The following is a 26,419-nucleotide window of genomic DNA, read 5'->3' as shown; positions in this document are numbered from 1 at the left end:
TTTTTATGATGTGGTAATCGATTTAGATACATTAGGACAAGTTGCTTTTAACGAGGCAATCTGGGCAAAGTCCATACACAGTGAGGACTTCTTTTGTGATTTTGTAACCTGTTTGTTCCTGTAAAACTGATGCAAATGATGGGCGTTCCATTTCGATATCGGAAATGCTTCCGCATTGCTCACAGATAAGATTCAAATGGTTGTACCCCATAAAATCGTAATAGACAGTGGTATCATTATTGCGCTTAATCTCTGTGACAAAACCAGCCTCCAATAACAATTTAAGGTTATTATAAACTGTGGCAAGACTAAGATTTGGAAAATGCACAAGCAGATCTTGATAAATCATCTCTGCGCTAGGATGCGCTGTACTCTCAATTAAATATTGGATAACGGCCTTTCTCGTCTTAGTTACGCGGATCTGTTTTTGTTTTAGGTAGTCCAACACATCTTGAAAGGCAGTGGCATGATCGTTTTTCATCGTAGTCCTCCTTTTTGTCATTATACACTTTTTATGGTGAAAGTGCGAATGAAATTGCTGGCTGAAACTGTACGGGGACAGTTTGAAAACGAATGGCTAGTGACGTAAAAAAAGAAATGGTACAATGTGTCTATGGTAAGATATAAAGCGATTATTTCCTATGATGGAACAAATTTTTCAGGTTTTCAACGGCAGCCACAGGCACGTACCGTTCAAGAGGAGATTGAACGGACGCTTCAACGTCTTAATCGGGGCCAAGAAGTCATTATTCATGGAGCGGGTCGAACAGATGCAGGCGTTCATGCTTATGGACAAGTCATTCATTTTGATTTACCACAAGAGCGTGATTTGGAGAAATTACGTTTTGCACTCGATACTCAGACACCAGAGGATATTGATGTTTGCGCAGTTGAAAAGGTTTCAGAAGACTTTCACGCTCGCTACAACAAGCATAGCAAGACCTATGAATTTCTGGTGGACAATGGTCGTCCGAAAAATCCAATGATGCGCCACTATGCAACTCACTATCCTTATCCATTGGATATCGCTCTTATGCAAGAAGCGATTCAGGATTTAGTCGGGACCCACGATTTTACCGGCTTTACAGCCTCGGGAACGAGTGTGGAAAACAAGGTTCGTACGATTACAGAGGCCCGTCTAGCGGTGGATGACAAGACAGGTTTCCTCGTCTTTACATTCTCTGGCAATGGTTTTTTGTATAAGCAAGTGCGCAATATGGTCGGAACCCTTCTCAAGATTGGTAACGGGCGGATGCCAGTCAGTCAAATTAAGACAGTTCTGGAAAGTAAAAATCGTGATTTAGCTGGCCCGACTGCTGCTGGGAATGGCTTGTATTTAAAGGAGATTCGATATGCAGACGAGTAATATTTTAGCCATTTCGGGAAATGATATTTATAGTGGTGGCGGTTTATATGCGGATTTGGCGACCTATGCTGCCAATCGCATGCATGGCTTTGTTGCGGTGACCTGCTTGACAGCTATGACTGAAAATGGATTTGAAGTCTTCGGTACTGATCCCGTGATCTTCGGTCACCAATTAGCCAGTCTCAAAGATGTTCCTTTTGCTGCTATTAAGCTAGGGCTCTTGCCCAATGTGGACATTGCAGAGCAGGCATTGGATTTTGTCAAAGCTCATGCAGATATTCCAGTTGTCTTAGATCCTGTCTTGGTTTGTAAAGAAACCCACGATGTAGAGGTCAGCGCCCTTCGGGATGAATTGGTAAAATTCTTCCCCTGTGCAACGATTGTCACCCCCAATTTGGTAGAAGCGGAAATTTTATCGCAAATTACTATCCAAACATTGGACAATGTGAAAGAAGCGGCGAAGATTCTTTATGATTTAGGGGCTAAAACTGTTGTTATTAAGGGTGGTAATCGCTTCAGTCAAGAACAGGCGATTGATGTCTTTTATGATGGACAAGAATTTCAGGTGTTCACACATCCTATTTCACAAACCAATAATGTCGGTGCAGGATGCACTTTCGCTTCGAGCATTGCAAGTAACCTTGTCAAGGGAGAAGAGGTAGCAACCGCTGTTCAAAAAGCCAAAGATTTTGTTTATCAAGCCATTCTACATTCAGATCAATACGGGGTAAAACAACAATATGCAACACATGAAGACTAAAGAAATCACTTTGCTTGCCATTTTAACAGCTCTGACTATCGTTTTAGGAATGTTTGGTAAAATGCCAACTCCGACAGGTGTCACCACCTTATTAGATGTGGGGATTTATTTTACGGCCTTCTATTTAGGGGGGAAGCAAGGAGTTGTTGTCGGCGGCCTTTCTGCTTTTCTCTTTGACATGCTTGCAGGTTATCCGCAGTGGATGTTTATCAGCCTCTTTGCCCACGGGGCTCAAGGTTATCTGGCAGGTTTGGAAGGAAAGAAACGGCCGCTTGGCATCGTATTCGCTACCCTTGTCATGGTTGGGACTTACTTTCTGGCATCTAGTGTTATGAACGGTGTCGGCGCCGCCTTAGCAGAAGTATTGACCAATACTATGCAAAATGTCGTTGGTGTGATTGGTGGCTACCTTCTCCTATTGGCTTTTAAACGAATGGACGTGAAATAATATGGATATGCAACTCTTAGAAGAACAAACACGGCAAATTGCTGTGGATATCATTGAACGCTCTGCAATTCGCAAGGGGCAACTTTTTGTCCTTGGTTTGTCATCAAGCGAGGTAGCGGGCGGGCAAATCGGCAAGAACAGTAGCCTTGAAATCGGTGAGGTAATTGTTGAAACCTTGCTGGAAGAACTGACGAAGCGCGAAATTCATTTAGCAGTACAGGGCTGTGAACATCTGAATCGTGCCCTTGTGGTAGAACGTGAAGTAGCTGAAGCGAAAGACTTGGAGATTGTCAATGTCCTCCCTAGCCTTCATGCAGGAGGAAGCGGGCAATTAGCTGCTTTTAAATTTATGACAGACCCTGTTGAGGTCGAAGAAGTGGTTGCTCATGCTGGACTGGATATTGGAGACACCAGTATTGGTATGCATGTCAAACGTGTGCAGGTACCACTTGTTCCAATACAACGAGAACTAGGTGGTGCTCATGTAACGGCGCTTGCAAGTCGTCCTAAACTCATCGGCGGTGCACGTGCCCAGTATTTAGAAGATGCAATCCGGAAATCATAAGTAAGTGGAAAGTAGAAAGGCGCATTTCTTTCTGCTTTTTTTGCTTGCTACCATCCACGATAATTTACAAAAAAAGTAGGAAAATCTTTTATTTTTCCACACTTTATGATAGAATTGTTAGGAATGACAATAAAATTTTAAGGAGTAAGACCGAATGTCTGTATCATTTGAATCAAAAGAAACAAACCGCGGTGTATTGACCTTTACGATTGGTCAAGATGCTATCCAACCAGAATTGGACCGCGCTTTTAACAAAGTTAAGAAAAGCATTAACGTACCAGGTTTCCGTAAAGGCCACTTGCCACGCCCTGTCTTCAACCAAAAATTTGGTGAAGAAGCACTTTACGAAGATGCTCTTAATGCCCTTTTGCCAAACGCTTATGAAGCAGCTGTGAAAGAAGCAGCACTTGAAGTAGTGGCACAACCAAAAATTGATGTTGTATCAATGGAAAAAGGTCAAGAATGGGTGATCAATGCTGAAGTTGTGACAAAACCTGAAGTAAAATTGGGTGACTACAAAGACCTTGCTGTTTCAGTAGATGTGTCAAAAGAAGTTTCTGATGAAGAAGTAGATGCAAAAGTAGAACGCGAGCGCAATAACTTGGCTGAGTTAGTCATTAAAGAAGATGCTGCTGTATCTGGCGACACTGTTGTGATTGACTTTGTTGGTTCGGTTGACGGTGTTGAATTTGACGGTGGTAAAGGCGACAACTACTCTCTTGAACTTGGTAGCGGTCAATTCATCCCAGGTTTTGAAGACCAATTGGTCGGTAGCAAAGCTGGTGAAACTGTCAATGTAAACGTAACATTCCCAGAAGATTACCAAGCAGAAGATCTTGCTGGTAAAGATGCCCTCTTTGTAACAACCGTTCATGAAGTAAAAGCAAAAGAAGTACCAGCACTTGACGATGAATTGGCAAAAGATATCGACGAAGAAGTGGAAACACTTGATGAGTTGAAAGCAAAATACCGCAAAGAATTAGAAGCAGCAAAAGAAATCGCTTTTGATGACGCAGTTGAAGCAGCAGCACTTGAATTGGCAGTGGAAAATGCAGAAATCGTTGACCTTCCAGGTGAAATGGTTCATGAAGAAGTACACCGTGCGATGAATGAATTCTTGAGCGGCATGCAACAACAAGGTATTTCACCAGAAATGTACTTCCAAATCACTGGTACAACTCAAGAAGATCTTCACAAACAATACGAAGCAGATGCTGAAAAACGTACGAAGACAAACTTGGTTGTAGAAGCGATTGCGAAAGCAGAAGGTTTTGAAGCAACTGAAGAAGAAGTGAATGCAGAAATCGAAGAATTAGCAGCAACTTACAACATGGAAGCAGATCAAGTTCGTAACCTTCTTTCACCAGAAATGTTACAACACGACATCGCTGTGAAAAAAGCAGTTGAATTGGTAACATCTACTGCAACTGTAAAATAAATACATTCTAAAGTCGAGAGTTTTCTCGACTTTTCTATTTTAACGCGAAAATTTTTGACTAATTGTTGATTTTAGCGTAAAATGGTAAGGAAAGACAAAAAAGGAGAACAGCCTTGGAATTAAACGTATTTGCAGGTCAAGAAAAAAGTGAATTGTCCATGATTGAAGTGGCGCGTGCTATCTTAGAAGAGCGTGGCCGTGACAATGAAATGTACTTCAATGACTTGGTCAATGAGATTCAAAACTACCTTGAGAAATCAAACAGTGAGATTCGTGCAGCACTTCCAACCTTCTATTCAGATTTAAATGTAGATGGTAGCTTTATTCCGCTTGGTGAGAATAAATGGGGACTTCGTTCGTGGTATGCGATTGACGAGATCGACGAAGAAGTCATCACCTTGGAAGAAGATGATGAAGATGCACCAAAACGTAAGAAAAAACGTGTCAATGCCTTCATGGACGGGGATGATGATGCCATTGATTATGGAAATGATGATCCTGAAGATGAAGATTCATATGATGGTGACAATGAACATGCATCTTATGATGAAGAAAATCCAGATGATGAGAAAGATGAAGTGGAATCCTACGATTCTGAAATCAATGAAATCATTCCTGATGATGAGTTAGGTGATGAAGAAGTTGAGTTGAATGAAGAGGATGACGAATTTTCAGACGACGAAGAAAATTTGGATGAAGAATAATGTGGTAGTCTCCTAAATTAGGAGGCTATTTTTTTACTGTTTGAAAAGAATAGTGTATAATAGGGAGTATGAAAAAAATTAGATTATCAAAGTATTTTATGTTTGCTGTACTATTATTTGCTGTGATTTCGGTCGCTGCCAGCTTTTATTTCTTCCATGTAGCCCAAGTTAGAGAAGAGAAATCTTTCATCAATAATAAACCTCGGACGGAAAAGGATCCACTTTATTCCTATGAGAAATCCTTCGATCAATTGCCTAAAGAAACCCTTACGATGACTCATCAGGGGCTCAAACAAGAAGCATGGTATGTACCGGCTGCTTCTGAGACCAATAAAGTAGCAATTGTTGTACATGGTTTTGGAAGCGATAAGGAAGACATGAGACCGTATGCCTTTCTATTTCATACCTTAGGATATCATGTCCTTATGCCTGACAATATGGCTCATGGGAAAAGTGAGGGTGACTTGATTGGTTTTGGCTGGAATGACCGTCTGAATGTCATCAAATGGTCTGAGATGATGGCTGAAAAAAATCCATCTAGCGAAATGACCCTTTTTGGATTGTCAATGGGAGGGGCAACCGTAATGATGGCGAGTGGGGAAGAAAGTCTCCCATCTCAGGTGGTAAATATCATTGAAGATTGTGGCTACAGCAGTGTATGGGAAGAACTCAAATACCAAGCAAAAGATATGTACCAGCTTCCCGCTTTTCCAATTCTGTACGAGGTGTCTACTATTTCAAAAATACGAGCAGGATTCACCTATGGAGAAGCTAGCAGTGTGAAGCAACTGGCTAAGAATGATTTGCCAACGCTCTTTATCCATGGAGATGCGGATGATTTTGTACCGACAGAAATGGTCTATGACAATTATGAAGCAAGTCAAGGCGAAAAAGAACTCTATATTGTAAAAGGGGCTAAGCATGCCAAGGCTTTTGCGACAGACCCAGAAGCCTATCAAAAAAGAATTGCTGATTTTTTGAAAAAATATGGTCAATAGTATTGACAGAGTTCTTCTAACTTGATATAATAATCTACGTTGTTAAGAATAGCGGAAATGGCGGAATTGGCAGACGCGCAGGACTAAGGATCCTGTGACCGCTTTAGGTCGTGGGGGTTCAAGTCCCCCTTTCCGCATCGAAAGATGGACAGGCATAAGGCCTGTTTTTTTGTTTTTTCAGGTAGAGAAGGAGATGAATGTCTCGAAGAAGGCTAGGTAGGTACAAGACATATTGAGCGATAAATGAATGTGATAATTGAGTGGAGAGAAAAAATAGTATTCAACAAAGCAACATGGGAAAGAAAAAGGCAGAAAATAGCAAGTTGGTGTGCGTTAACTTTATAGGTAGCTATCAAGTACTTCAGAAAACATAATCATTAAATCAATAGATTATATTGGAATTTTTATAATATAATCTGGGAAATATATTGACCTGTCCATTTGGAAAGATTTGTCAAGGACATAAACAAAATTTCTTTGATAAATTTATATCTTCTCTGTTTCTATCTTGATTAGCTTTATTATTTTATCCTTGTATGTTTCCCCTGTACCTTGCTTAAAATATAGGTTTACAGTATATTTTGTCTTTCCAATATTCATTATTAACTGTTCATTAGGTGGTGTTTTTATTTCTCTTTTTTCGTCTTCCATAAGTCCTCCTTTCCACTTTTAGACAAAGAAAAAACAGTAAACCTTTTTTTCAATTTACTATTCCTCAAATTCTTATATTCAATTAAGCAAATTGGGAGTTGTCTATCCAAAAGGGAATGGAATAATAATATTAAACAGGAATGCAAGAACGATACTAATTGTTCCCATTAATGCAAAACTCCTCAATGTATCTCTCCTCAAAACAATAAGTCCAATAATAAATACTATCAATTCCAACACTGACCATGCACTAAAATACCAACACCCATATACAAAGCACATATTGAACAATACTGCCAAAATCAGCACCGACAGTATAAATGCCAGTTTGCTTTTCCCCTTTGCATGCCAACAAACAAAAGCCAACAATGGAGATATAGCTGTAAATCCAAACCAAATCATCGCATAACTTCTTGGGAAAAATCCTGCAATATAGTTTGAATACAAATAGTAACTTCCAACCATACCAACAAAGAATATAAAAACATTGATGCTTGCTCTTTTTGCAGAATTGCTATAAATAGAGATACACAATGCAATCAATATCCAGATTGCAAAACGTCCAAGAAAATTACCAATATCTAATGCTCCATTTATTGCCATAAGCACACTCGGAAGTTCAGCTTGACTAAAATCCAAATATTTTGAAAAGGTTCCCAAAGCTATTCCAAGAAACAATAGCACAATAGTATTTATAATTTTTTTATTATTAGATATTGGATTTTCAGCATTCCTTATATCATTCAAAACCCTTATCATAAATACCCCACAAATTCTAATTTGTTTCACTCTATATCCATGATATTATACCACATTTAAGCCAAGTTTTATAGGTCTAACTCGTTCCTCTTTACCTGTGTTAGTCGCTTTTCTTGTTCCTGTAACTGCTCTATGCAGGTCTTAACTTTTTCTGACTGTTCAACTTCTTCTCGTATTTCTAATATTTGATTGTATAGGCTCTTTTTTTCTTTCTTCAAAGTGGCAACTTCCGATTTCCATTTGGATACATTTTAGGTCTTGCTTTCTCCTAAATGCTCTTTGAGATATTTCTTTGCATTTTCAAATAAAATAATCTCTGCGGTATGTTCATTGTAGAAAGTATCTTGTTTGTTTTTCTTTAGCTTGGTATAGGCTTTGTAAGTGTCTTTATGATTCAAATATTTCTCGGCTTGGTTGATAAGTTGTACTCTATCATCAATCTGCTTTTCGGTAGCTCCCCTGTATCAGCTTTAGCTGATATGCTCTCTGCAAGAGCCTTCGGAGAACGCACACACCCTTTAGGGTGTATAAGTGCGCCCTTGTAAACAAGGGACTATTCCTCTATGTCCGTTTCTTCCTCTTGTGTTTCTATATTTTGGTTTTCGTTTTCTTCTCGCTTCTCTATGATTTTTAAGATTTTTTGATTGATTGCTTCTTTGATATTTGAAAATGTGATTAGCTGATAGAATTCGTCTTTGCTAAAGTCCTTGCTTTCGGTAAAGATACTTTCAAAAACTGCTCCTTTTTCATAAAGGCGTCTATCTCTCTTTTTTCGTTCTTCCTGTTTCTGCTGACTGATGAGCTTTTTTCTTTTATTTTGTAACTGCTTAATTTCTTCTTCTGCCATTAAAATTTTTTCATCTATGTTTTTCATTTTCCCTGTCCTTTCTTTTCCTAAAATTAAGGAGAAATGCTAAGAATAAATAGAAAATAAAGATTAAAAATTGTCCAAACTATCAGATAGGAAATGGAGTCAGTTATGCCTTTTTATGAAGAATAGACTCTCTCTTTATGACGCTATCAAAATCTTGAGGAAAATATTTCTTGAAAGAAAATTGAAAATCTTGTAGGTTCTTTAATTTTAGCTAGCAATTTCGTCGAAAAAGTGATAAAATGAACTTGTATGGGGTTAACCCCAAAAAATAATAGGAGGCGATACTAATGCCATTAGTTTCAGCAGAAAAATTTGTCCAAGCAGCTCGTGAAAACGGATATGCTGTAGGTGGATTTAACACAAACAACTTGGAGTGGACTCAAGCAATCTTGCGTGCCGCAGAAGCAAAACAAGCTCCAGTACTTATCCAAACATCTATGGGTGCTGCTAAGTACATGGGTGGTTACAAAGTTGCTCGTAATTTGATCGCAAACTTGATCGAATCTATGAACATCACTGTTCCAGTTGCTATTCACCTTGACCACGGTCACTACGAAGACTCACTTGAGTGTATCGAAGTTGGCTACACTTCTATCATGTTTGACGGTTCACACCTTCCAGTTGAAGAAAACCTTGAGAAAGCTCGTGAAGTTGTTAAATTGGCTCACGCTAAAGGCATTTCAGTAGAAGCTGAAGTGGGAACTATCGGTGGTGAAGAAGATGGTATCATCGGTTCAGGCGAATTGGCTCCAATCGAAGATGCAAAAGCTATGGTTGAAACTGGTATCGACTTCTTGGCAGCAGGTATCGGTAACATTCACGGTCCTTACCCAGCAAACTGGGCTGGTCTTGACCTTGACCACTTGAAGAAATTGACAGAAGCTGTTCCAGGTTTCCCAATCGTATTGCATGGTGGTTCAGGTATTCCTGATGACCAAATCCAAGCAGCGATTAAACTTGGTGTTGCAAAAGTTAACGTAAACACTGAATGCCAAATCGCATTTGCAAACGCAACTCGTAAATTTGCAGCAGCTTATGAAGCAAACGAAGCAGAATACGACAAGAAGAAACTCTTCGACCCACGTAAATTCTTGGCTGATGGTGTGAAAGCTATCCAAGAATCAGTTGAAGAACGTATCGACGTATTCGGTTCAGCTGGTAAAGCTTAATTCATCTTACGAATAATATGAAAAGTCTACTTCGGTAGGCTTTTTTTTAGCTAAATACAAGTTCTCTACTTGCGAAAGAATGCTCAAACAGGAGTCGTGTCAATCTCGTCAATTGCAATTTCGAACGTTCTTATAAGGAGATTGGTAAAATCTGTCCCCATACAGTTGGTGGAGAAGGGACTTGTGAAAAGATGAGACTTTCATTACAATAAGTCTATGTAGAATGATGGAGGAAGTATGCCAAAACACGTGATCATTGCCAATGATTTGGCTGGAATGGGAAAGGTTGCCATGCTCCCTAGTATGGTGGTCATGGCTAATTGTCAAATAGAGACCAGTTTACTACCCACGGTGATTTTATCTTCGCATACAGGTGGATTTTCAGATATCTTTGTGGAAGATTATAGCCAAAAGGCACGCGAGTTTCTGAAGCAGTGGGATGAGATAGAACGCCCAATCCATGGAATTGTGACAGGATACGTAACGTCTGATTCGTTAGTGGATGAAATAGTGACGTTTGCGAAACAAAAGCGATTGCCATTGCTCGTAGATCCAATAATGGGAGATCGTGGTCAATTATATGCTGGATTTGATCTGCGACAGGTGCAGAACTTAAAACGTCTTGCGAAAGAAGCAGAATTGTTATTGCCCAATCTTACAGAGGCGGTATTTCTAACGGGAAGGCCCTATCTAGGTGAAACATACCACCGAGCAGATGTTGAAGCGTTGCTAGTTGCCCTCTCAGAATTGGGTCCGAAACAAGTTATCATAACTGGAGTCAGTCTAGAAGAAGGAAAGCTAGGAGCTGCTTACTATCATGCGAGGACGGGACAATTTAGCTACTTTGCAGGACCAGCGTCCCCCCATCATTTTTTTGGAACGGGGGATTTGTTCACATCAATTGTGTCGGCTTTCTATATCCAGGGAGCGCCTCTTGAAGAGGGAATCAAAACAGCACTTGATTTTATTGAACAGACTATTGAGACGACTTTGGCGCTGGGACGAGATTTAAAATATGGTCTTTATTTTGAGCCTCATTTAGCTCGTTTAATACAACACATAACCCCCTATCTGGAGGAGAAAGATGATTAATACACAGACGCGAAGGATTGCAGAAACAAGTTTGTTTGCAGCTTTGATTTTTTTGGCAGTTTCAGTTTTAAAAATACCTGTACCAGGTGGTCAGTTTGTACATGTGGGAAATGCACTGGTGGTCGTGGGAGTATTGCTATTTGGCTCGAAAAGAGGGGCCTTGTCTGCAACGATTGGTCTAGGGGTTTTCGATGTGTTAAATGGGTATGCCAGTGTGGTTTGGATAACGGTGCTAGAGTCCTTACTTGTCTGCTTGTTCCTACATTTATTTTATGAACGACTATTAAATCGAAATGACAAGCTAGGGAATATCATTGCGTCTGGTGTCGTTGCTGCAGTGACGAAAATTATACTGAATATTTTTAAGTATACAGTTACTGGAATAATCGTTGCAGAATTGCCAGTTTCTGCTGCTCTGATGGCTTCTTTAGTAAAAATAACGGGGACATTTGGCAGTGCTCTTGTGACGATAGTTGCTGTCCCGTTATTGTACCCTATATTTAAAAAACTGCTTAGCAAACAATAAAATTTTTCTGTCCTGCCATGGCTTATTGTTTCTGGTTCAGTTTAGAAAGAAACCTCCTTTGTTGATGCAGTTCTTTTATATCGTGTAGGGCTAAGACACTCTATTGTATATTCGGTTTTTTTACGTTATAATAGACAAAATAGTGTACAGAGGAGAGAAAAATGTCACATAAAATAGAGAGTAGGGAAACGTATGGCCCTATGATGACGATTGCTATGATTGTTGGGATTGTCATTGGTTCTGGAATTTATTTTAAGGTCGATGACATTTTAAGTTATGCAGGAGGAAATGTGTGGCTTGGAATGTTGATTATTGTTCTAGGATCCTTTGCGATTGTTTTTGGTAGTTTGAGTTTATCCGAATTAGCCATTCGTCACTCGGAAGCAGGGGGAATTTTCTATTATTATGCCCATTATATCCATCCGGGCTTAGCAGCTTCTCTAGGTATATTCACGGCCTATGTTTATTTGCCAACGGTCATTGCGGTAGTCGCTTGGGTGGCGGCTAATTTTACTTTAGGGAGTCAGGCTAGCCTAGAGATGACCACCCTTTTGGCGGCTATTTATTTGCTTGTTTTGACCGGATTAAATATCTATTCAAAGTGGTTGGCTGGATATTTTCAATCGTTGTCGACAATCGTAAAGGTACTTCCGCTATTAGCAATTGCGCTTGTTGGGATTTTTTGGCAGGGAGAATTTCCTGCTGCACCTCAAGTGACGCCAATTGATGTGGGCTGGAATTGGGTATCGGGCTTACTACCACTCTATTTTGCCTATGATGGTTGGACAATTGTGGCTAGTATTGCACCTGAAATTAAAAATCCTAAACGGAATTTATCCCGTTCCTTTGTGATAGGTCCCCTTGTCATATTGGGTTTGTATCTTCTGTTCTTTTATGGACTAAATCGTATTTTGGGACCAGATTTTATTTTACAAGCTGGCAATGATGCTGTTGTACATGCGACGAGTATGATTTATGGAAAAATGATTGGCAAATTACTCTTGGTAGTCATTATTATTGCTGTGTTAGGGGTATCAAATGGGATGCTTTTAGCAACCATGCGATTACCACAAGCATTTGCGGAGTTAGGTTGGATTAATAGCCCACGACTTGCCCGTATCCACTTGAAATATCAATTGTCTATTCCCGCTAGTTTATCAGTTGCGGCTGTTACGATGATGTGGCTGGGGGTTCATTATATAGTAACCAAGTTTAATCTTCTACCGCGAAGTGATATCAGTGAAATTACGATTGTCTTTAATAATTTGTCCTTTGTCTTTCTTTATGGCATTGTTCTAAATCTTTATCGAAAAGGTATCATAAAGAATAAATTGACAGGCCTGGTGGCACCAATACTAGCTATATTATCCGCACTTATTTTACTTGTTGGTGGCTTGATGACGAATTTTGCGACAGTTTGTCTTTTCTTTGTGTTTTGTCTTATTTTCTGTCTATGTAGCTTTGCCTTTTACCAAAAAAATCAAAAAAATGAGTAGAATTACGCTCTTAGATGAAAATATTTGGGAGATTTCTATTGCCAAAACACTAGAATTCTGATAGAATGTTTAAGTATGTGGTGCTAGCACATCCTTATATATACTACGTAGGAGGAAACACAAATGGCTAAAGTATGTTACTTTACAGGTCGTAAGACTGTATCAGGCAACAACCGTTCACACGCAATGAACCAAACAAAACGTACTGTTAAACCAAATCTTCAAAAAGTAACTGTTTTGATTGATGGTAAACCTAAAAAAGTTTGGGCTTCAGCTCGTGCCCTTAAATCAGGCAAAGTAGAACGCGTTTAATTGAAATGGCAGTCCAATGGGCTGTTTTTTCTTTTTGCTCCAAAAATGCAAAAGCGCAAAGCACCTAGTGGGGGCTGTCTTTTGTCGTCTGCATACAAGGGGAATCCCTATTTCTTCTTTCAGTTGTGACAGTCTTCTTTTTACACTCAAGAGGAAATGTGGTAAAATAGAGTGATAAAACTATTTGAGGTAACCAAACATGACTGTTAAGATTAATACAAAAGACGGCCAAATCGAATTGACAGACGAAGTGATTGCTACTGTGGTTGGTGGTGCGACGACTGAGATTTTCGGTGTAGTGGGAATGGCTAGTAAAGCAGCCATTAAAGACAACTTCCAAGCTCTTTTAAGAAAAGAAAATTATGCTAAGGGCGTTGTGGTCAAGACGACAGAAGATGGTGCTATTGCAGTAGATGTTTATACTGTGATGAGCTATGGTGTGAAGATTTCTGAAGTATCACGCAATATCCAAGAACGTGTGAAATTTAACTTGGAAAATCAATTGGGTATCACAGCTGATACTGTTAATGTCTATATTCAAAATATCAAGGTCGTAGGAGAATAATTGTGTCAAAAATTACAACAAGTTTATTTCAAGAAATGGTGCAGGCTGCATCGACTCGTTTGAATAAACAAGCCGAATATGTCAACTCTTTAAATGTCTTTCCTGTTCCAGATGGAGATACAGGTACAAACATGGGAATGACCATCACGAACGGAGCAAAAGAAGTAGCAGATAAGCATGCGGATACTGTTGGGGAAGTTGGTCAAATCTTATCTAAGGGGCTTTTGATGGGCGCGCGTGGAAACTCAGGTGTGATTACGTCTCAGTTATTCCGTGGTTTTGGGCAATCTATCAAAGGAAAAACGGAACTTGATGGGAAAGATTTGGCACTTGCCTTCCAAAATGGTGTAGAAGTAGCCTACAAAGCAGTCATGAAGCCTGTTGAAGGGACCATTTTGACAGTCTCTCGTGGAGCAGCCACTGCTGCGCGTAAAAAGGCAGAAGAGACAGATGATGCCGTTGAGGTTATGCGTGCAACTGTTGAAGGTGCAAAACGCGCTCTTGCTAAAACGCCAGATATGCTTCCTGTCTTGAAAGAAGTAGGCGTTGTGGACTCTGGTGGTCAAGGTTTGGTCTACATCTATGAGGGCTTCCTTTCTGCTTTGACTGGCGAATACATCGCATCAGATGAATTTCAGGCAACTCCGGCTGTAATGAGCGAGATGATTAATGCAGAACACCATAAGTCTGTTGCTGGTCATGTGGCAACTGAAGACATTACATTTGGTTACTGTACTGAAATTATGGTGGCACTTCGTCAAGGCCCAACTTATGTGAAAGATTTTGATTACGAAGAATTCCGTAACTATCTCAATGATCTCGGAGATTCTCTCCTTGTAGTCAATGATGATGAGATTGTAAAAGTACACGTTCATACTGAAGACCCAGGACTTGTGATGCAGGCGGGACTTCAATATGGTAGCTTAGTCAAAGTCAAAGTGGACAACATGCGGAACCAACATGATGCTGTCCTTGAGAAAGAAGCGACTGGTTTCCAAAAACCTACTGAGCAGAAAGAATATGCTTTAATTGCAGTAGCTGCTGGCGAAGGATTGACAGAAATTTTGAAATCTCAAGGAGTAGACTATGTGATTTCAGGTGGTCAAACAATGAATCCTTCTACAGAGGACTTTGTCAAAGCAATTGACTTAGTGAATGCACGTAATGTCATCATCTTGCCAAATAACAAAAACATCTTCATGGCTGCACAGTCTGCAGCAGAAGTGGCAGAGGTTGCGGTAAAAGTTGTTGAAGCTCGCACAGTTCCTCAAGGGTTGACAAGTTTGCTTGCTTTTGACGCAGGACGTGATATTGAAGCGAATTTTGAGGCGATGACAGCTTCTCTCGCTGATGTGAAGAGTGGCAGTGTGACAACTGCTGTCCGTGATACAACGATTGATGGTCTTGAAATTCATGAAAATGATAACCTTGGTATGGTAGATGGTAAGATTGTTGTCTCTAATCCTGATATGATGGAAACATTGGAAGCTACTTTTGATGCGATGTTAGATGAAGATAGCGAAATTGTGACAATCTATGTCGGTGAAGAAGGAAAACAAGAATTAGCTGAAACCTTAGCTGAAACCTTAGAAGAAAAATTCGAAGATATCGAAGTTGAAATCCATCAAGGAGACCAACCAGTCTATCCATACTTGTTTAGTGTAGAGTAAAAAAGAAGTCCTAACGGACTTCTTTTTCACGAGCCTAGAAACTGGAAAGCGAGTTAAGTCCGGGGGACTGTTTTTTCTTGTGCTTAAAAATTCGGAAGCGCAATAGGTACTGGTGGGCTATTTCTCGTGAATTTAAGGATTTGAAAATAAGGTTTTAAAAATTCAATAAAGAAGGAAAAGTCAATGATATTTCTTCAAGTGATAGCATGAAGAAGAGATGCAAAAATTTGTAGGAGCATCTCTGTTTTCATGAATCAGAGTAATATTTAAAAGGATTGTTTCAAAATATGATATAATAAAAACAAGAATAATAGAAAACGCTAACATATATGAAAAATAAATCCAACATTATCACTGTTATTGAATCCCATCTATCGGATATGACCGATGTGGAACAGTTAATCGCTCACTACTTTATTGAGCAAGCTTTGACGTCGGACGACTTATCTTCGCAATATATTGCGAATGTCCTTCATATTTCTCAAGCAGCCTTAACACGTTTTGCAAAAAAATGTGGATTTAATGGATACCGTGAATTTGTTTTTGAATTTTTGAGTCATCAAGAGAAGATTCGAGCAACCTTTCCAACGATTCAGCATGATCTGACAAAGCGAGTGTTCTTGGATTATGATGCGCTCACTAGACAAAGTCATGAGTTGATTGATGAGGAGCAGTTGCAACGTGTCGCACAGATGATTGAAGGGGCAGAGCGAGTATATTTCTTTGGTAAAGGGAGCTCAGGTTTAGTTGCGAAAGAATTGAAGCTTCGACTCATGCGTCTAGGGGTCATTTGTGAAGCTTTTACAGAGAGAGATAGTTTTGCTTGGTCATTGAGTATTTTGGATGAAAAATGTTTAGTGATGGGGTTTTCCTTATCTGGGCAGAGTGCATCTGTCATCGATAGTCTGTTTGCGGCGCAGGAAAAGGGAGCCAAGGTGGTCTTGTTCACGACGGCAAGCAAGGAGTTTCAGGGTAAATTTTCTGATACGATTGCATTGGCTTCTGTACGACATTTGGATTATGGGACAAGGATTTCCCCTCAGTTTCCAATGTTGTTCGTCCTAGATATCTTGTATGCTTATTTCCTTGAAATTGATCGTCCACGAAAAGAAGCGATTTTCAATGCTTATATTGATAAAATGAAACAAAAGGTCTGAATGTTTGTTCAGACCTTTTTGTCATTTTAGCTGGTGATAGTTGTCCCAAATAGTATGTCGTAGACATAGTCATTTACTTTGATATTTAAGGCGTCATGACCGTAATCAGGGAGTACTTTCATTGTTTTTTGACAATCTAATCGATTGTAGATAGCAAATTGTGTGGAAGGAGGGCAAATGATATCTTCTAAACCTGTTATCATATGGACAGGACATTGGATGCGATGGGCCATATTTTTAATATCAATGTAGGATAAGGTGTTTAGAAAAGTTTGTTCCGTATCGTGGAAAGGATCAGAGTATTTGAAATAGCGGAACATTTCATCGTAAGGTTCTGCCAGATTACCGAGCTCCAAAATTCGTTTAAAATCTGAAAGGAATGGATAAATCGCCACAACTTGTTGGATGCGAGGATTGAGAGCAGCTGCTACGAGTGCTAAGGCCCCTCCTTGTGAAGCTCCATAGCTATATAGTTTTGTGTCATCCACGTTATCGAGTTGGGCAATAATTTCAATGAGTTGATAGACATCCAAATAGACATTTTTATAGAATAGTTTGTCTTTTCCGGCAACTGCTCCACGAATGACTTGCCCTTTTACAGTTATACCATCAAAATCGCCTCGGTCAATGGATTGCCCAGCTTGGCCTCTAACATCCATACAAACTACACCAAAACCAGCTGCCACAAATTTTAGATTTTCAGTCCAGTCAGGGCTCTGTCCTTGATAGCCATGGAAGTAAAATAAGACTGGGAAAGGCTGATTGGTTTTTGGGAAAATACATTTTGCAAATATCTCAGCCCCTAGTGTTCCAGTAAAACGCAATTCATAGAAATCAGCATGTGAAAATTGGAAATCCATTGCTTTTAATTGGTAATGTGGAATCGGAACTATCGTTTCGAGTTCAGTTTGCCAAAATTGGTCAAAATCTTCAGGAACGTCTTGCCTACCTGTATAGGTCTGCATTTCTTCTAATGACATAGTATCAATCATAATGTACTCCTATTTGGAAAGAGCTGTGGGAAATCCGCAGCTCTAATGGTTATGGTAGTGATCGTTTGGCTTGTTGATGATGGAAATGGTAGTAAGCGCCGAACATGCCTGCTGTATTTTGGTGATGGGCAAAGGCGAGTTTTGTCTTTTCTGCAAGGCTTGAAACTAGATTTGCTTGGAGAGCGGCTTGGATTTTTGGTTTGAGGATGGCTTCCTGAGCCATGATTCCTCCTCCCAGAACAACGACTTCGGGGTTAACAACGTAGCAGATATTTGCGATTCCTTTTCCGAGGTAGTCAACCATTCGCTCGATTCCTTGCATACAGTATGTGTTGCCTTCAGTAGCTTCTGTGAAGACTCTTAAACCATTCCATTGATCTGCTGATTCGCCATGAAGTTCTGCAACATATTCCACCAAGGCAGTTGTTGATGCCAAATCTTGGAAGGCCCCATCTGGTAGGTGCATATAGCCTACTTCGCAAGCGGAATTGCTATAGCCGTGAAAGACCTCGCGTTGGTTAATCAGACAGCCTCCGATACCAGTACCAATGGTTAGGCAGACTGCGATTTGGCTTTCTTTAGCATTTCCTGACATGACCTCTGCTAAGCCTGCACAATTCACATCATTTTCGATTTCACAAGGAATCTGAAAAGCATTTTCTAGTTCTTTTTTGAAGGCTGTTCCAGCATAATTTGGAATTTGTGGACCGGCATAAAAGATTTCTCCTTTATCTGGGTCGACCATACCGGCGGATGACAAACAAATACCAGCTATTTTCTGGGTTTCAAGATATTTTTCAACAATCCCTTTCACCTTCTTGAGAATTCCAGGTCCGCCATACTGGGCCTCTGTTGGCATTTCGCTCTTTTCTAGTAGTTGCTCGTTTTCATCAATTAAACCGTATTTGATACTGGTTCCACCAATATCAATTGCAACATAGGTTTTCATCCTAAACCTCCTATCTGTGATTAGTTACAAAAGGTTGCTTTTGCTTCGCGAATTAAACGGGCTGCTTCTTCCACTATTGGACAATCTGCTTCTGTTACAGGTGTTAGTGGCGAACGAACAGATCCTAGTTCAAGTCCTTCGTTGATAGCAAGTACTTCCTTGATGACACCATACATATTTCCGTGTGCACTAGTCAATACGCTGATGATGTCGTTGATGGCAAATTGTAAATCTTTCGCCCGTTCTAATTCCTTCTCTGCAATCAATTGATTTAATTTCAAGAAGAGTTCAGGCATGGCACCGTAGGTACCACCGATACCACCAGCAGCACCCATCAAGCGACCGCCTAGGAATTGTTCGTCAGGACCGTTGAAGACAAGATGGTCTTCGCCTCCGATAGAGCAGAACGTTTGAATATCTTGTACTGGCATGGAAGAGTTTTTAACCCCAATGACGCGCTCATTCTTCAACATTTCATGATAGAGGCTAGGCGTTAGAGCAATACCAGCTAGTTGTGGGATGTTGTAAATAACGAAATCTGTATGTGGCGCTGCAGCGCTAATCGCATTCCAATAAGCTGCCACAGAATACTCCGGTAGGCGGAAATAAATTGGTGGAATCGCAGCAATCGCATCTACTCCTAGACTTTCAGCATGCTGAGCAAGTTCGATGCTGTCTTTTGTGCTATTGCAAGCGACATGGGCAATGATGGTTAACTTCCCTTTTGCGATAGCCATCACTTCTTCTAGGACTAATTTGCGGTCTGCGACACTTTGGTAAATGCACTCGCCTGAAGAGCCATTTACATAGAGACCTTGTACACCTTTTGAGATAAAGTATTCTGTTAAGGCGCGTACTCGTTCAGGACTAATTTCTCCGTTTTCATCATAACAGGCATAGAAGGCAGGAAGAACGCCTTGGTATTTTGATAAATCTTTCATAATATAATAACTCCATTTTAGTGATTGTTGTCCAATTGTGCATTTACGTATGTTCCTAAAATCTTCTCCATTTGTTGCATATATAAGAATCCTAATCCTGAACAGCCAATCACTAAGAATAAAGAAATTCCTAATAAAAAGCTCCAAGAAGAAAGGTATAAACTAAAGAATAGCATGACCAAAATTCCAAGCATAAGAAAAGTTTTTGGGAAATGTAAACCCGCAATCATAAAGGCATTTTTTAGCAGCTCTCGTGTAGGAAAGCGCATGTGAATGCTCAGTGGATAGGCATAGAGAAAAGTGATAGTAGTTAGAATCATCAGACTGATGCAGAGAACTTTCAGCGCTGTTGCCCAAGTAGCCTGAACCTGTTGCAAGACAAAGAAATCTATTCCACAAATCAGTGTGATTCCTAATTCAATGCTGCCAAGAATCAGTCCATTTTTCCAATGCTTTTTCAATACACCAAAATAGAGACTGATGATTGGTAGGTGCTGTTGTTGTTTCATTTCAAGTAAAACGTGATAAAGACTAAGTTTGGCACATCCAATGGTAATGATTGGCAGACAAGTCAAGAGGAAAAGAAGGTTTAAGATGACCAAGTCGTAAATGCGCTCAGCAATTCTCATAAACCGGCTATCTACATTGAAAAGTGATTTCATGAGTCTGCGTGCATTATTCTCCATAATTCCTCCTTTGGTTTAGTCGATTAATACTTTAAATACACATTTTTTAACATGGGTTTCTTGTCCGCTGTATTGGTTAGGTTGGTGCGCTTCTCCCGGAAAGAATGCAACGAAATCATCCCCTGTTAGGTGGAAAGTAGTATGTTCCTGGCAGGTAACCATGCCGATATCCTTTATTTCATCATAAGGAGAAGTGACCTGGTCTACAAGATGGCCAAATTGAATGATCTCGGTTCCTTCGAGTAAGAAGTGTAAATCTAGGTAATGGTGATGGTATTCAAATTCTTGACTAGTATCTTGGTTGAGTTGATTTTCTTGTATGAAGAAGAAAACCTTATTTCCTTCGACAGTATAAGTCCCATTGGCTTTTTCTTTTAAGTTATGAGACATAAGGTAATGAAGGGCAGTATCTAGGTTGGGATGCAGCCCTTGATACCGTTGAAGTTGGTTCAGTGTATCAAATAACATAAGACCTCCTAAAACTGGAAGAGCAGCAGTTTATCCTTTGACAGCTCCCATTGTGATTCCTTGAGTAAAGGATTTTTGGAAGACGAGGAAGATGGTTACAATTGGAACAGCTGCGAGAGCTGCGCCTGCCATAATCAACCCATAGTTGGTCGCCATTTCAGCTTGCATGGTTGCAACACCAAGAGAGATAGTCAAATTCTGACGGGAAGTCAACATAACCAACTGCATGAAGTAGTCATTCCATGAATTAATGAAGGTAAAGATTGCAAGAGCTGCAAAGCCGGGTTTAACAATCGGAAAGGCTACGCTCCAAAATGTTCTGATTTCACCACAGCCATCCATTTTAGCAGATTCAAGCAACTCAGTTGGGATATTTTCACTAAATTGTTTCATAAGGAAAACCCCGAAAGGCCACCCAACGAGAGGCAAAATAACAGCTGCCAATGTGTCGTGAATTCCCATGAAGTTAATGATACGAACAAGTGGAACAAGCACTACCTGCTTTGGCAAGGCCATAGCTGCGATAAAAATACTAAAGAGTAATTTTTGACCATAAAAGCGTTTTTTCGCAAGTACGTATCCAGCCAGTGAAGAAGTAACACACACGAGAATCATGGTTGCTAGCGAAATGAAGACACTGTTCCACAACCACTGAAGAGCTGGGTTTTGTACGATGAGCTTCTCGAAGTTTTCTAATGTCGGCTCTTGTGGCCACCATTGTGGTGGAATCATAATGGTCGCAGGTTGAGATTTGAATGCCCCTGTTAAAATCCAATAGAATGGAAAGATGAACAAGACTGTGAGGAGGCAGAGGATAAGAGTGGTGAACACATCAAAAATACTAAATTTTTTCATAGCTTCCGTCTCCTTTCTAATATTCGACATCATTACCCAAAATCTTGAATTGGGCAAAACTGATGATAGCAATGAGAACAGCCAAGAAGACTCCCATTGTATTGGCATAGCCATATTCAGATAATTTGAAGGCTTTTTCGTATAGGTAGTACATCAAGGTACTAGTTGAATAGTTTGGTCCTCCAGATGTTAAGAGCTGAATGAGTGCGAAACACTGGAAGGAATTGATAGTAGTGATAATGGCGATATAAAGTGTTGTTGGCAGTAAACTTGGCCATTTGATATTCCAGAAAACTTGGAATTCATTAGCGCCGTCAACACGAGCTGCTTCCATCAAAGAGTTATCAATATTTCCCATTGCGGCAATATAGAGGATGATTGGTTGGCCTACTGAAGTAGTCAATAAAATGATAATAATGGCAATAAGGGCCCATTGCTTATCTCCTAGCCAGCTAATGTTTTGTTCGATAATACCACCGGATTTTAAGACGAAATTTAATATTCCAGACAGTGGATCATAAATCCATTTCCAAACAACCGTTACAGCAACGCTACCTGTTACTACTGGAAGGAAGAATACAAAACGGTAAAAGGAACGGCTGAAAACATTTTTATTGTAAGTTTGTGAGGCTACAAATAGAGAGAAGAAGACAACAACTGGTACAGAACCAACAACAATGATGAGAGTATTAATCAAAGATTTGATAAAGACCTCATCTTGAAACATGCGAGTATAGTTTGCTAGACCAACAAAGGTAAAATCTGTCATCGTATAGTGAAAGAAACTAGTGACAAACCCCATTACCATTGGTGCTAAAACAAATATTGTAAAGAAGAGTAGAATTGGTGCTAAAAATGCATAAGAAACTAATGTTTCTCTCATTTTTAATTGATTAACTCTCACAAGGAGTACCTCTCTTTGCATTTATTTTTTGAAAAAAGCCCCTTTCTCATACCACACAAATTGTCACGAGAAAGGGGTGGTCAGTTAGTAGATTTTACGAATTATTGAGCTTTTTTAATCGTTTCGTTTGCTTTTTCAGTAAATGTCTTCAAAGCCGCTTCAGGTTTTTCATCTCCGTTAGAAATGGCTTGAAGCATTGGGAACCAGAGAGCACGCATTTCAGCAAATCCATCAATTGTATTGTAGTATGGTGAGTAGTATTCTGTCCAATCGCTAATCATTTCCATACGTTTGTCGTCATACAATGTACCAAATGATGTACGAACTGGGAATGCACCAGTACGAATCACATTCTTAGGCCCCCATTCTTTATCATCGGCGATAAATTGAAGGAATTTCTTAGATGCTGCTACTTTTGCTTCGTCACCGTTGTTAAATACTGCAAATCCATTAACAAGATATTCTAAATCTGCCTTGCCATCTTCAGATGGGAATGGTACTTCCACAACTTCTACACCACTTGATTCAAGTAGTTGTGCTTGGATACCGTTTTGAGCAGGTGCCCAAAGGATTGTATAAGAAGTTTGACCATTTGCAAAGTTTTGAATGTCATCACCACCTGCATATTGTGAACCGTTCATGATGAGACCATCGTCCATCCATTTTTTCACAGTATCAAGAGCTTTGACCATTTTCGCATCGTCTGTTGTATATTTGGTTACACCTTCGTCTGTAATGCTACCGCTGTACAAGTTTGAAAGGAAGGCACGTGTACCTTGGTCACCCCCTTGACCGTTACTGAAGAGTGAACCTGGGTTATAGCCTTTGTCTTTCAAGGCTTTGATCACTTTTTCAAAGTCTTCTGTTGTCCAACCATCTTTGACAAGGTCAGCTACGCCTGCATCTTCCAACATTTTTTTGTTTAGGGCCATGTAGAATGGAGCAGAGCTAATTGGATACATGTAGGCTTTGTCGCCAGCTTTACTTGACTGGATGATGTTGTCGTTATTCACATCTTTCACAAATTCATCTGTGAAGAGATCATTCAAGTCAGCTAATTTGCCATTTTTTCCGTAAGTGATAATACGACCTGGTGCATCAAAGAGGACATCTGGTGCTGTACCTGCTTCGATAGCAGTTGTAATTTTTTCAGGACCAGATGTGAAGTCAATTGTTTCCAATTTCACTGTGATATCTGGATTTGCTTTTTCAAATGCTGCAATAATAGATTTTTCATAAGTACCTACAGCATCGCTTGTTTTTTCCTGTGTAAATACTGGGAAAGCCCACCAAGTAATTTCTGTTTTATCACCGGATTTAGAGCTTGTATCTGCTTCTTTTGCATCGCCTCCTGCATTGCCACATGCTGCAAGAGCAAGGACTGCAGCACCAGTTAACATTGAACGTAGGAATTTCTTCATGATTTTCTCCTTTAAAAGATTAAATAAAGTGAATCCTAGAATTAGGATAGTAGACGTATAAAGTAAGTTTGATGGCTAACTCGTAATGGCATGTCCTCCTTTATAAGTAATGTTTTAGTTCTCTTTAAAAGAGAAGATGTGTGGACAAGTTAGGATTTTGTAGCAGCGATAAAACGTTCGGCAATTTCTTTAGGTCGGGTAATTGCTCCTCCGACAACTATGCCTGCTACACCCAAATGGAGTATTTCGGTCACATCGCTTGGGTAATGAATTTTTCCCTCTGCGATGACATCAACACCTGCTTTGCACAGTGCCTCGATAAGTTCAAGGTCAGGACCTTCTGCCTGTCTACTATAAGAAGTATATCCAGAGAGTGTAGTCCCAACAAAATCAATCCCTAGTTCGAAAGCGGTCAATCCTTCTTCTAAGGTACTGATATCTGCCATGAAGAGTTGGTCAGGATATTTTGTTCGAACTTCTTGGATAAATTCTTGAATTGTTTTTCCATCAAAGCGTTCTCTATGAGTACAGTCAAAGGCAATGACGGCAATATCCAGAGCTGCTAATTCATCAATTTCTTTCATTGTGGCAGTGATGAAGGGTTCTTGCGGTGGATAATCTCGCTTAATAATCCCGATGATAGGGAGATTAGTGACAGCTTTAATTTGCTGAATATCGCGTACTGAATTAGCACGGATACCAACTGCACCAGCACTTTCAGCTGCAAGAGCCATCAAGGGCATGATGCCTCCTTGCTCTGTGTATAAAGGTTCTCCAGGTAAAGCTTGACAGGAAACAATGATTCCATTTTTGATTTGTTCCATAAATGCTTCTTTTTTCACATTGACCTCCTTAGTATGTCTGATAGTAGTCCGATGAAATGTCTTCATTTATAGTGGATAGAAGCTGATTTGAAATGTGAATAGATGCCAAACCAACCATCTGGTAAACGTTTACATTGGTATTGTAATACTTTCAATTCACCATTTCAATTCCTTTTGGCAAAACAGAAAATAGTTTCACAGAAAAGCAAATTTTCGTGATTTTTGAAACTATTTTTAGAAATGGGAATGCTCCTCTTGAATCTAGTTGTATGTTGGCTAAAATTTGAGCTAAATTTGAACAATAAAAAAGATAGTTTTCCTTGCAATTCTCTCGTATTTCCTGTATAATGATTATTTGTGAGTGCACCTCACTTACTCATGGCAAAGGTCATGAGTCATTAGACCAAAAGGAGGAAATATCAATGGCTAAATACGAAATTCTTTATATTATTCGTCCAAACATTGAAGAAGAAGCTAAAAACGCTTTGGTAGCACGCTTTGACTCTATCTTGACTGACAACGGTGCAACTGTTGTTGAATCAAAAGATTGGGAAAAACGTCGTCTTGCATACGAAATCCAAGATTTCCGCGAAGGACTTTACCACATCGTTAACGTTGAAGCGACTGACGCTGTAGCTCTTAATGAGTTTGACCGTTTGTCAAAAATCAACGGTGACATTCTTCGTCACATGATCGTTAAAGTTGACGCTTAAGAAGGTAATATATGATTAATAATGTAGTACTTGTTGGTCGAATGACCCGAGATGCAGAACTTCGTTATACTCCATCTAACCAAGCTGTTGCGACTTTTACACTTGCTGTAAATCGCAATTTTAAAAATCAAGCTGGTGAGCGTGAGGCAGATTTCATCAACTGTGTCATCTGGCGCCAACCTGCTGAAAACTTGGCAAACTGGGCAAAAAAAGGCGCTCTTGTTGGGATTACAGGACGGATTCAAACCCGGAATTATGAAAATCAACAAGGTCAACGTGTTTATGTAACAGAAGTGATTGCTGACAATTTCCAATTGTTGGAAAGTCGTACTGCACGTGAAGGCGGAGCATCTGGTTCTTATGGGCAATCTGCTGGCGGTTTTAATAATTCATTTGGCGGATCGTCAAATGCTGGTTATTCACAACCACAAACACCTAACTTTGGCAGAGACGAAAGTCCATTTGGAGCGTCAAATCCAATGGATATTTCAGATGACGATCTTCCATTTTAATGGAACGAATATAACAATATAAAGAGGAGAAAACACATGGCTCAACAACGTCGTGGCGGATTCAAACGCCGTAAAAAAGTTGATTACATTGCAGCGAACAAAATTGAATATGTTGATTACAAAGACACTGAGCTTCTTAGCCGTTTCATTTCAGAACGTGGAAAAATTTTACCACGTCGTGTAACTGGAACGTCAGCGAAGAATCAACGTAAAGTAACAACAGCTATCAAACGCGCACGCGTAATGGCTTTGCTACCATTCGTAAATGAAGATTGATTGAAGACCAGCTAAGGCTGGTTTTTTGTTATGGCTTCAAGCCAGTTTTTCTCGTAGAGAAAAACAAGAAAACCACCAGCTAATCTGGTGGCTGATAAGGCTTCTAGCTTCCATTTATTTTTCCAAGTATCATCTAATTGTTCAGGTTAGATAAAGAAAGGAGTAAAATAGTCCAATGGACTATTTTAGCAATGGCTAAAACCAGCTATAGTTTATCACACAGCAAATGGATGTGCAAATATCACATTGTCTTCACTCCGAAGTATCGTAGAAAATCCATCTACTATAAAATTAGACAAAACTTCATCGAGATTTTCCGTCATCTATG

Annotated in this window: 32 protein-coding genes, 1 tRNA gene and 1 pseudogene; 20 read left to right on the top strand and 14 right to left on the bottom strand. The window is 39.8% G+C overall.

Translation table 11 applies throughout. The features are described 5' to 3' along the window. Positions 1 to 31: 31 nt before the first annotated feature. Positions 32 to 481 (bottom strand): Fur family transcriptional regulator, encoded by a 450-nt coding sequence (locus tag A3I9_RS0102045; protein ID WP_018377424.1) that lies wholly within the window; start codon positions 479 to 481, stop codon positions 32 to 34. Positions 482 to 613: 132 nt separating this feature from the next. Between A3I9_RS0102045 and truA the strand changes: the two genes are divergently transcribed. The 8 genes from truA to A3I9_RS0102005 all read left to right on the top strand — a co-directional run bounded on the left by truA (position 614) and on the right by A3I9_RS0102005 (position 6,416). Then, positions 614 to 1,366: a tRNA pseudouridine(38-40) synthase TruA gene (gene truA / locus A3I9_RS0102040; protein WP_018377423.1), complete on the top strand. Its 753-nt coding sequence runs from the start codon at positions 614 to 616 to the stop codon at positions 1,364 to 1,366. Next, positions 1,353 to 2,126, top strand: a complete 774-nt coding sequence (locus A3I9_RS0102035) for a bifunctional hydroxymethylpyrimidine kinase/phosphomethylpyrimidine kinase (RefSeq protein ID WP_018377422.1) — start codon at positions 1,353 to 1,355, stop codon at positions 2,124 to 2,126. Before truA ends, A3I9_RS0102035 begins: the two co-directional genes overlap by 14 nt. Further along, a complete protein-coding gene (locus A3I9_RS0102030; protein WP_018377421.1) occupies positions 2,107 to 2,574 on the top strand; it encodes an ECF transporter S component in 468 nt (155 codons plus the stop codon). Before A3I9_RS0102035 ends, A3I9_RS0102030 begins: the two co-directional genes overlap by 20 nt. A 1-nt stretch (position 2,575) precedes the next feature. Then, positions 2,576 to 3,139, top strand: coding sequence for a TIGR01440 family protein (locus tag A3I9_RS0102025; RefSeq protein WP_018377420.1), 564 nt, complete (start codon positions 2,576 to 2,578; stop codon positions 3,137 to 3,139). A gap of 154 nt (positions 3,140 to 3,293) precedes the next feature. Further along, positions 3,294 to 4,577 (top strand): trigger factor, encoded by a 1,284-nt coding sequence (tig, locus tag A3I9_RS0102020; protein ID WP_018377419.1) that lies wholly within the window; start codon positions 3,294 to 3,296, stop codon positions 4,575 to 4,577. Positions 4,578 to 4,690: 113 nt separating this feature from the next. Next, positions 4,691 to 5,281, top strand: a complete 591-nt coding sequence (rpoE, locus tag A3I9_RS0102015) for a DNA-directed RNA polymerase subunit delta (protein WP_018377418.1) — start codon at positions 4,691 to 4,693, stop codon at positions 5,279 to 5,281. 68 nt (positions 5,282 to 5,349) lie between these two features. Then, entirely contained in the window at positions 5,350 to 6,279 is a 930-nt protein-coding gene (locus A3I9_RS0102010; RefSeq protein WP_026217289.1) for an alpha/beta hydrolase, read from the top strand. Between the two features lie 51 nt (positions 6,280 to 6,330). Beyond that, positions 6,331 to 6,416: transfer RNA gene (locus A3I9_RS0102005), tRNA-Leu, on the top strand. 349 nt (positions 6,417 to 6,765) lie between these two features. Here A3I9_RS0102005 and A3I9_RS0102000 read toward each other — a convergent pair. The 4 genes and pseudogenes from A3I9_RS0102000 to A3I9_RS0101985 all read right to left on the bottom strand — a co-directional run bounded on the left by A3I9_RS0102000 (position 6,766) and on the right by A3I9_RS0101985 (position 8,563). Beyond that, positions 6,766 to 6,930: a transposase gene (locus tag A3I9_RS0102000; protein ID WP_018377416.1), complete on the bottom strand. Its 165-nt coding sequence runs from the start codon at positions 6,928 to 6,930 to the stop codon at positions 6,766 to 6,768. A 102-nt stretch (positions 6,931 to 7,032) separates the two neighbouring features. Beyond that, entirely contained in the window at positions 7,033 to 7,719 is a 687-nt protein-coding gene (locus A3I9_RS0101995; protein ID WP_245538921.1) for a hypothetical protein, read from the bottom strand. Positions 7,720 to 7,757: 38 nt separating this feature from the next. Continuing rightward, positions 7,758 to 8,141: pseudogene (locus A3I9_RS12365) on the bottom strand (hypothetical protein); the annotation flags it as partial. A 101-nt stretch (positions 8,142 to 8,242) separates the two neighbouring features. Next, entirely contained in the window at positions 8,243 to 8,563 is a 321-nt protein-coding gene (locus tag A3I9_RS0101985) for a DUF3847 domain-containing protein (protein ID WP_018377412.1), read from the bottom strand. 287 nt (positions 8,564 to 8,850) lie between these two features. On the opposite strand from A3I9_RS0101985, the gene A3I9_RS0101980 reads away from it, so the two are divergent. The 8 genes from A3I9_RS0101980 to A3I9_RS0101945 all read left to right on the top strand — a co-directional run bounded on the left by A3I9_RS0101980 (position 8,851) and on the right by A3I9_RS0101945 (position 16,550). Further along, positions 8,851 to 9,732 carry a class II fructose-bisphosphate aldolase gene (locus A3I9_RS0101980; protein ID WP_018377411.1) on the top strand — a complete coding sequence of 294 codons (882 nt, stop codon included), beginning with the start codon at positions 8,851 to 8,853 and terminating at the stop codon, positions 9,730 to 9,732. 237 nt (positions 9,733 to 9,969) lie between these two features. Then, positions 9,970 to 10,824 (top strand): pyridoxamine kinase, encoded by an 855-nt coding sequence (locus A3I9_RS0101975; protein WP_018377410.1) that lies wholly within the window; start codon positions 9,970 to 9,972, stop codon positions 10,822 to 10,824. Further along, positions 10,817 to 11,350: an ECF transporter S component gene (locus tag A3I9_RS0101970; protein ID WP_018377409.1), complete on the top strand. Its 534-nt coding sequence runs from the start codon at positions 10,817 to 10,819 to the stop codon at positions 11,348 to 11,350. The genes A3I9_RS0101975 and A3I9_RS0101970 overlap by 8 nt, the downstream gene beginning before the upstream one ends. Positions 11,351 to 11,511: 161 nt before the next feature. Continuing rightward, positions 11,512 to 12,846: an APC family permease gene (locus A3I9_RS0101965; protein WP_018377408.1), complete on the top strand. Its 1,335-nt coding sequence runs from the start codon at positions 11,512 to 11,514 to the stop codon at positions 12,844 to 12,846. A 123-nt stretch (positions 12,847 to 12,969) separates the two neighbouring features. Further along, entirely contained in the window at positions 12,970 to 13,158 is a 189-nt protein-coding gene (gene rpmB / locus A3I9_RS0101960) for a 50S ribosomal protein L28 (protein WP_018164578.1), read from the top strand. Positions 13,159 to 13,357: 199 nt separating this feature from the next. After that, on the top strand, positions 13,358 to 13,723 hold the full coding sequence (locus A3I9_RS0101955) for an Asp23/Gls24 family envelope stress response protein (RefSeq protein ID WP_018377407.1): 366 nt from the start codon (positions 13,358 to 13,360) through the stop codon (positions 13,721 to 13,723). 2 nt (positions 13,724 to 13,725) lie between these two features. Then, positions 13,726 to 15,393: a DAK2 domain-containing protein gene (locus A3I9_RS0101950; RefSeq protein WP_018377406.1), complete on the top strand. Its 1,668-nt coding sequence runs from the start codon at positions 13,726 to 13,728 to the stop codon at positions 15,391 to 15,393. Positions 15,394 to 15,722: 329 nt separating this feature from the next. Beyond that, complete coding sequence (locus A3I9_RS0101945; protein ID WP_018377405.1) at positions 15,723 to 16,550, top strand: MurR/RpiR family transcriptional regulator; 828 nt, start codon at positions 15,723 to 15,725, stop codon at positions 16,548 to 16,550. A 26-nt stretch (positions 16,551 to 16,576) separates the two neighbouring features. Here the strand turns inward: A3I9_RS0101945 and A3I9_RS0101940 are convergent, their stop codons facing one another. From A3I9_RS0101940 to A3I9_RS0101900, 9 genes are all read right to left on the bottom strand, one after another. Next, positions 16,577 to 17,542, bottom strand: coding sequence for an alpha/beta fold hydrolase (locus A3I9_RS0101940; RefSeq protein ID WP_018377404.1), 966 nt, complete (start codon positions 17,540 to 17,542; stop codon positions 16,577 to 16,579). A 49-nt stretch (positions 17,543 to 17,591) separates the two neighbouring features. Further along, the gene (locus A3I9_RS0101935) at positions 17,592 to 18,491 is read right to left on the bottom strand and encodes an ROK family protein (RefSeq protein WP_018377403.1); all 900 of its coding nucleotides are present in this window, start codon (positions 18,489 to 18,491) and stop codon (positions 17,592 to 17,594) included. Positions 18,492 to 18,511: 20 nt separating this feature from the next. Next, positions 18,512 to 19,432, bottom strand: a complete 921-nt coding sequence (locus A3I9_RS0101930; RefSeq protein WP_018377402.1) for a dihydrodipicolinate synthase family protein — start codon at positions 19,430 to 19,432, stop codon at positions 18,512 to 18,514. A 17-nt stretch (positions 19,433 to 19,449) separates the two neighbouring features. Further along, positions 19,450 to 20,118 (bottom strand): YesL family protein, encoded by a 669-nt coding sequence (locus A3I9_RS12360; protein ID WP_018377401.1) that lies wholly within the window; start codon positions 20,116 to 20,118, stop codon positions 19,450 to 19,452. Positions 20,119 to 20,133: 15 nt separating this feature from the next. After that, positions 20,134 to 20,586 (bottom strand): NanQ anomerase/TabA/YiaL family protein, encoded by a 453-nt coding sequence (locus A3I9_RS0101920; RefSeq protein WP_018377400.1) that lies wholly within the window; start codon positions 20,584 to 20,586, stop codon positions 20,134 to 20,136. Between the two features lie 30 nt (positions 20,587 to 20,616). Continuing rightward, positions 20,617 to 21,441, bottom strand: a complete 825-nt coding sequence (locus tag A3I9_RS0101915) for a carbohydrate ABC transporter permease (RefSeq protein WP_018377399.1) — start codon at positions 21,439 to 21,441, stop codon at positions 20,617 to 20,619. A 16-nt stretch (positions 21,442 to 21,457) separates the two neighbouring features. Then, complete coding sequence (locus tag A3I9_RS0101910; RefSeq protein ID WP_425423175.1) at positions 21,458 to 22,366, bottom strand: carbohydrate ABC transporter permease; 909 nt, start codon at positions 22,364 to 22,366, stop codon at positions 21,458 to 21,460. A gap of 80 nt (positions 22,367 to 22,446) precedes the next feature. Next, positions 22,447 to 23,766, bottom strand: coding sequence for an ABC transporter substrate-binding protein (locus A3I9_RS0101905; RefSeq protein ID WP_018377397.1), 1,320 nt, complete (start codon positions 23,764 to 23,766; stop codon positions 22,447 to 22,449). A 149-nt stretch (positions 23,767 to 23,915) separates the two neighbouring features. Then, complete coding sequence (locus A3I9_RS0101900; protein ID WP_083903909.1) at positions 23,916 to 24,656, bottom strand: N-acetylmannosamine-6-phosphate 2-epimerase; 741 nt, start codon at positions 24,654 to 24,656, stop codon at positions 23,916 to 23,918. Positions 24,657 to 25,012: 356 nt separating this feature from the next. Here A3I9_RS0101900 and rpsF point away from each other — a divergent pair, with 356 nt between their 5' ends. From rpsF to A3I9_RS13115, 4 genes are all read left to right on the top strand, one after another. Continuing rightward, positions 25,013 to 25,303, top strand: coding sequence for a 30S ribosomal protein S6 (gene rpsF, locus A3I9_RS0101895; protein ID WP_018377395.1), 291 nt, complete (start codon positions 25,013 to 25,015; stop codon positions 25,301 to 25,303). A gap of 11 nt (positions 25,304 to 25,314) precedes the next feature. Further along, positions 25,315 to 25,815 carry a single-stranded DNA-binding protein gene (locus tag A3I9_RS0101890; protein WP_018377394.1) on the top strand — a complete coding sequence of 167 codons (501 nt, stop codon included), beginning with the start codon at positions 25,315 to 25,317 and terminating at the stop codon, positions 25,813 to 25,815. Positions 25,816 to 25,851: 36 nt separating this feature from the next. Then, entirely contained in the window at positions 25,852 to 26,091 is a 240-nt protein-coding gene (gene rpsR, locus A3I9_RS0101885) for a 30S ribosomal protein S18 (RefSeq protein WP_002939250.1), read from the top strand. A gap of 191 nt (positions 26,092 to 26,282) precedes the next feature. Next, positions 26,283 to 26,419, top strand: a 137-nt coding sequence (locus tag A3I9_RS13115; protein ID WP_211207796.1) for a transposase, incomplete at its 3' end; no start/stop codon positions are given.

Source organism: Streptococcus ovis DSM 16829, assembly GCF_000380125.1.
In the GTDB taxonomy this organism is placed as follows: domain Bacteria; phylum Bacillota; class Bacilli; order Lactobacillales; family Streptococcaceae; genus Streptococcus; species Streptococcus ovis.
Note: the sequence above shows the minus strand (reverse complement) of the source record. Positions and strands in the feature narration are given on the sequence as shown.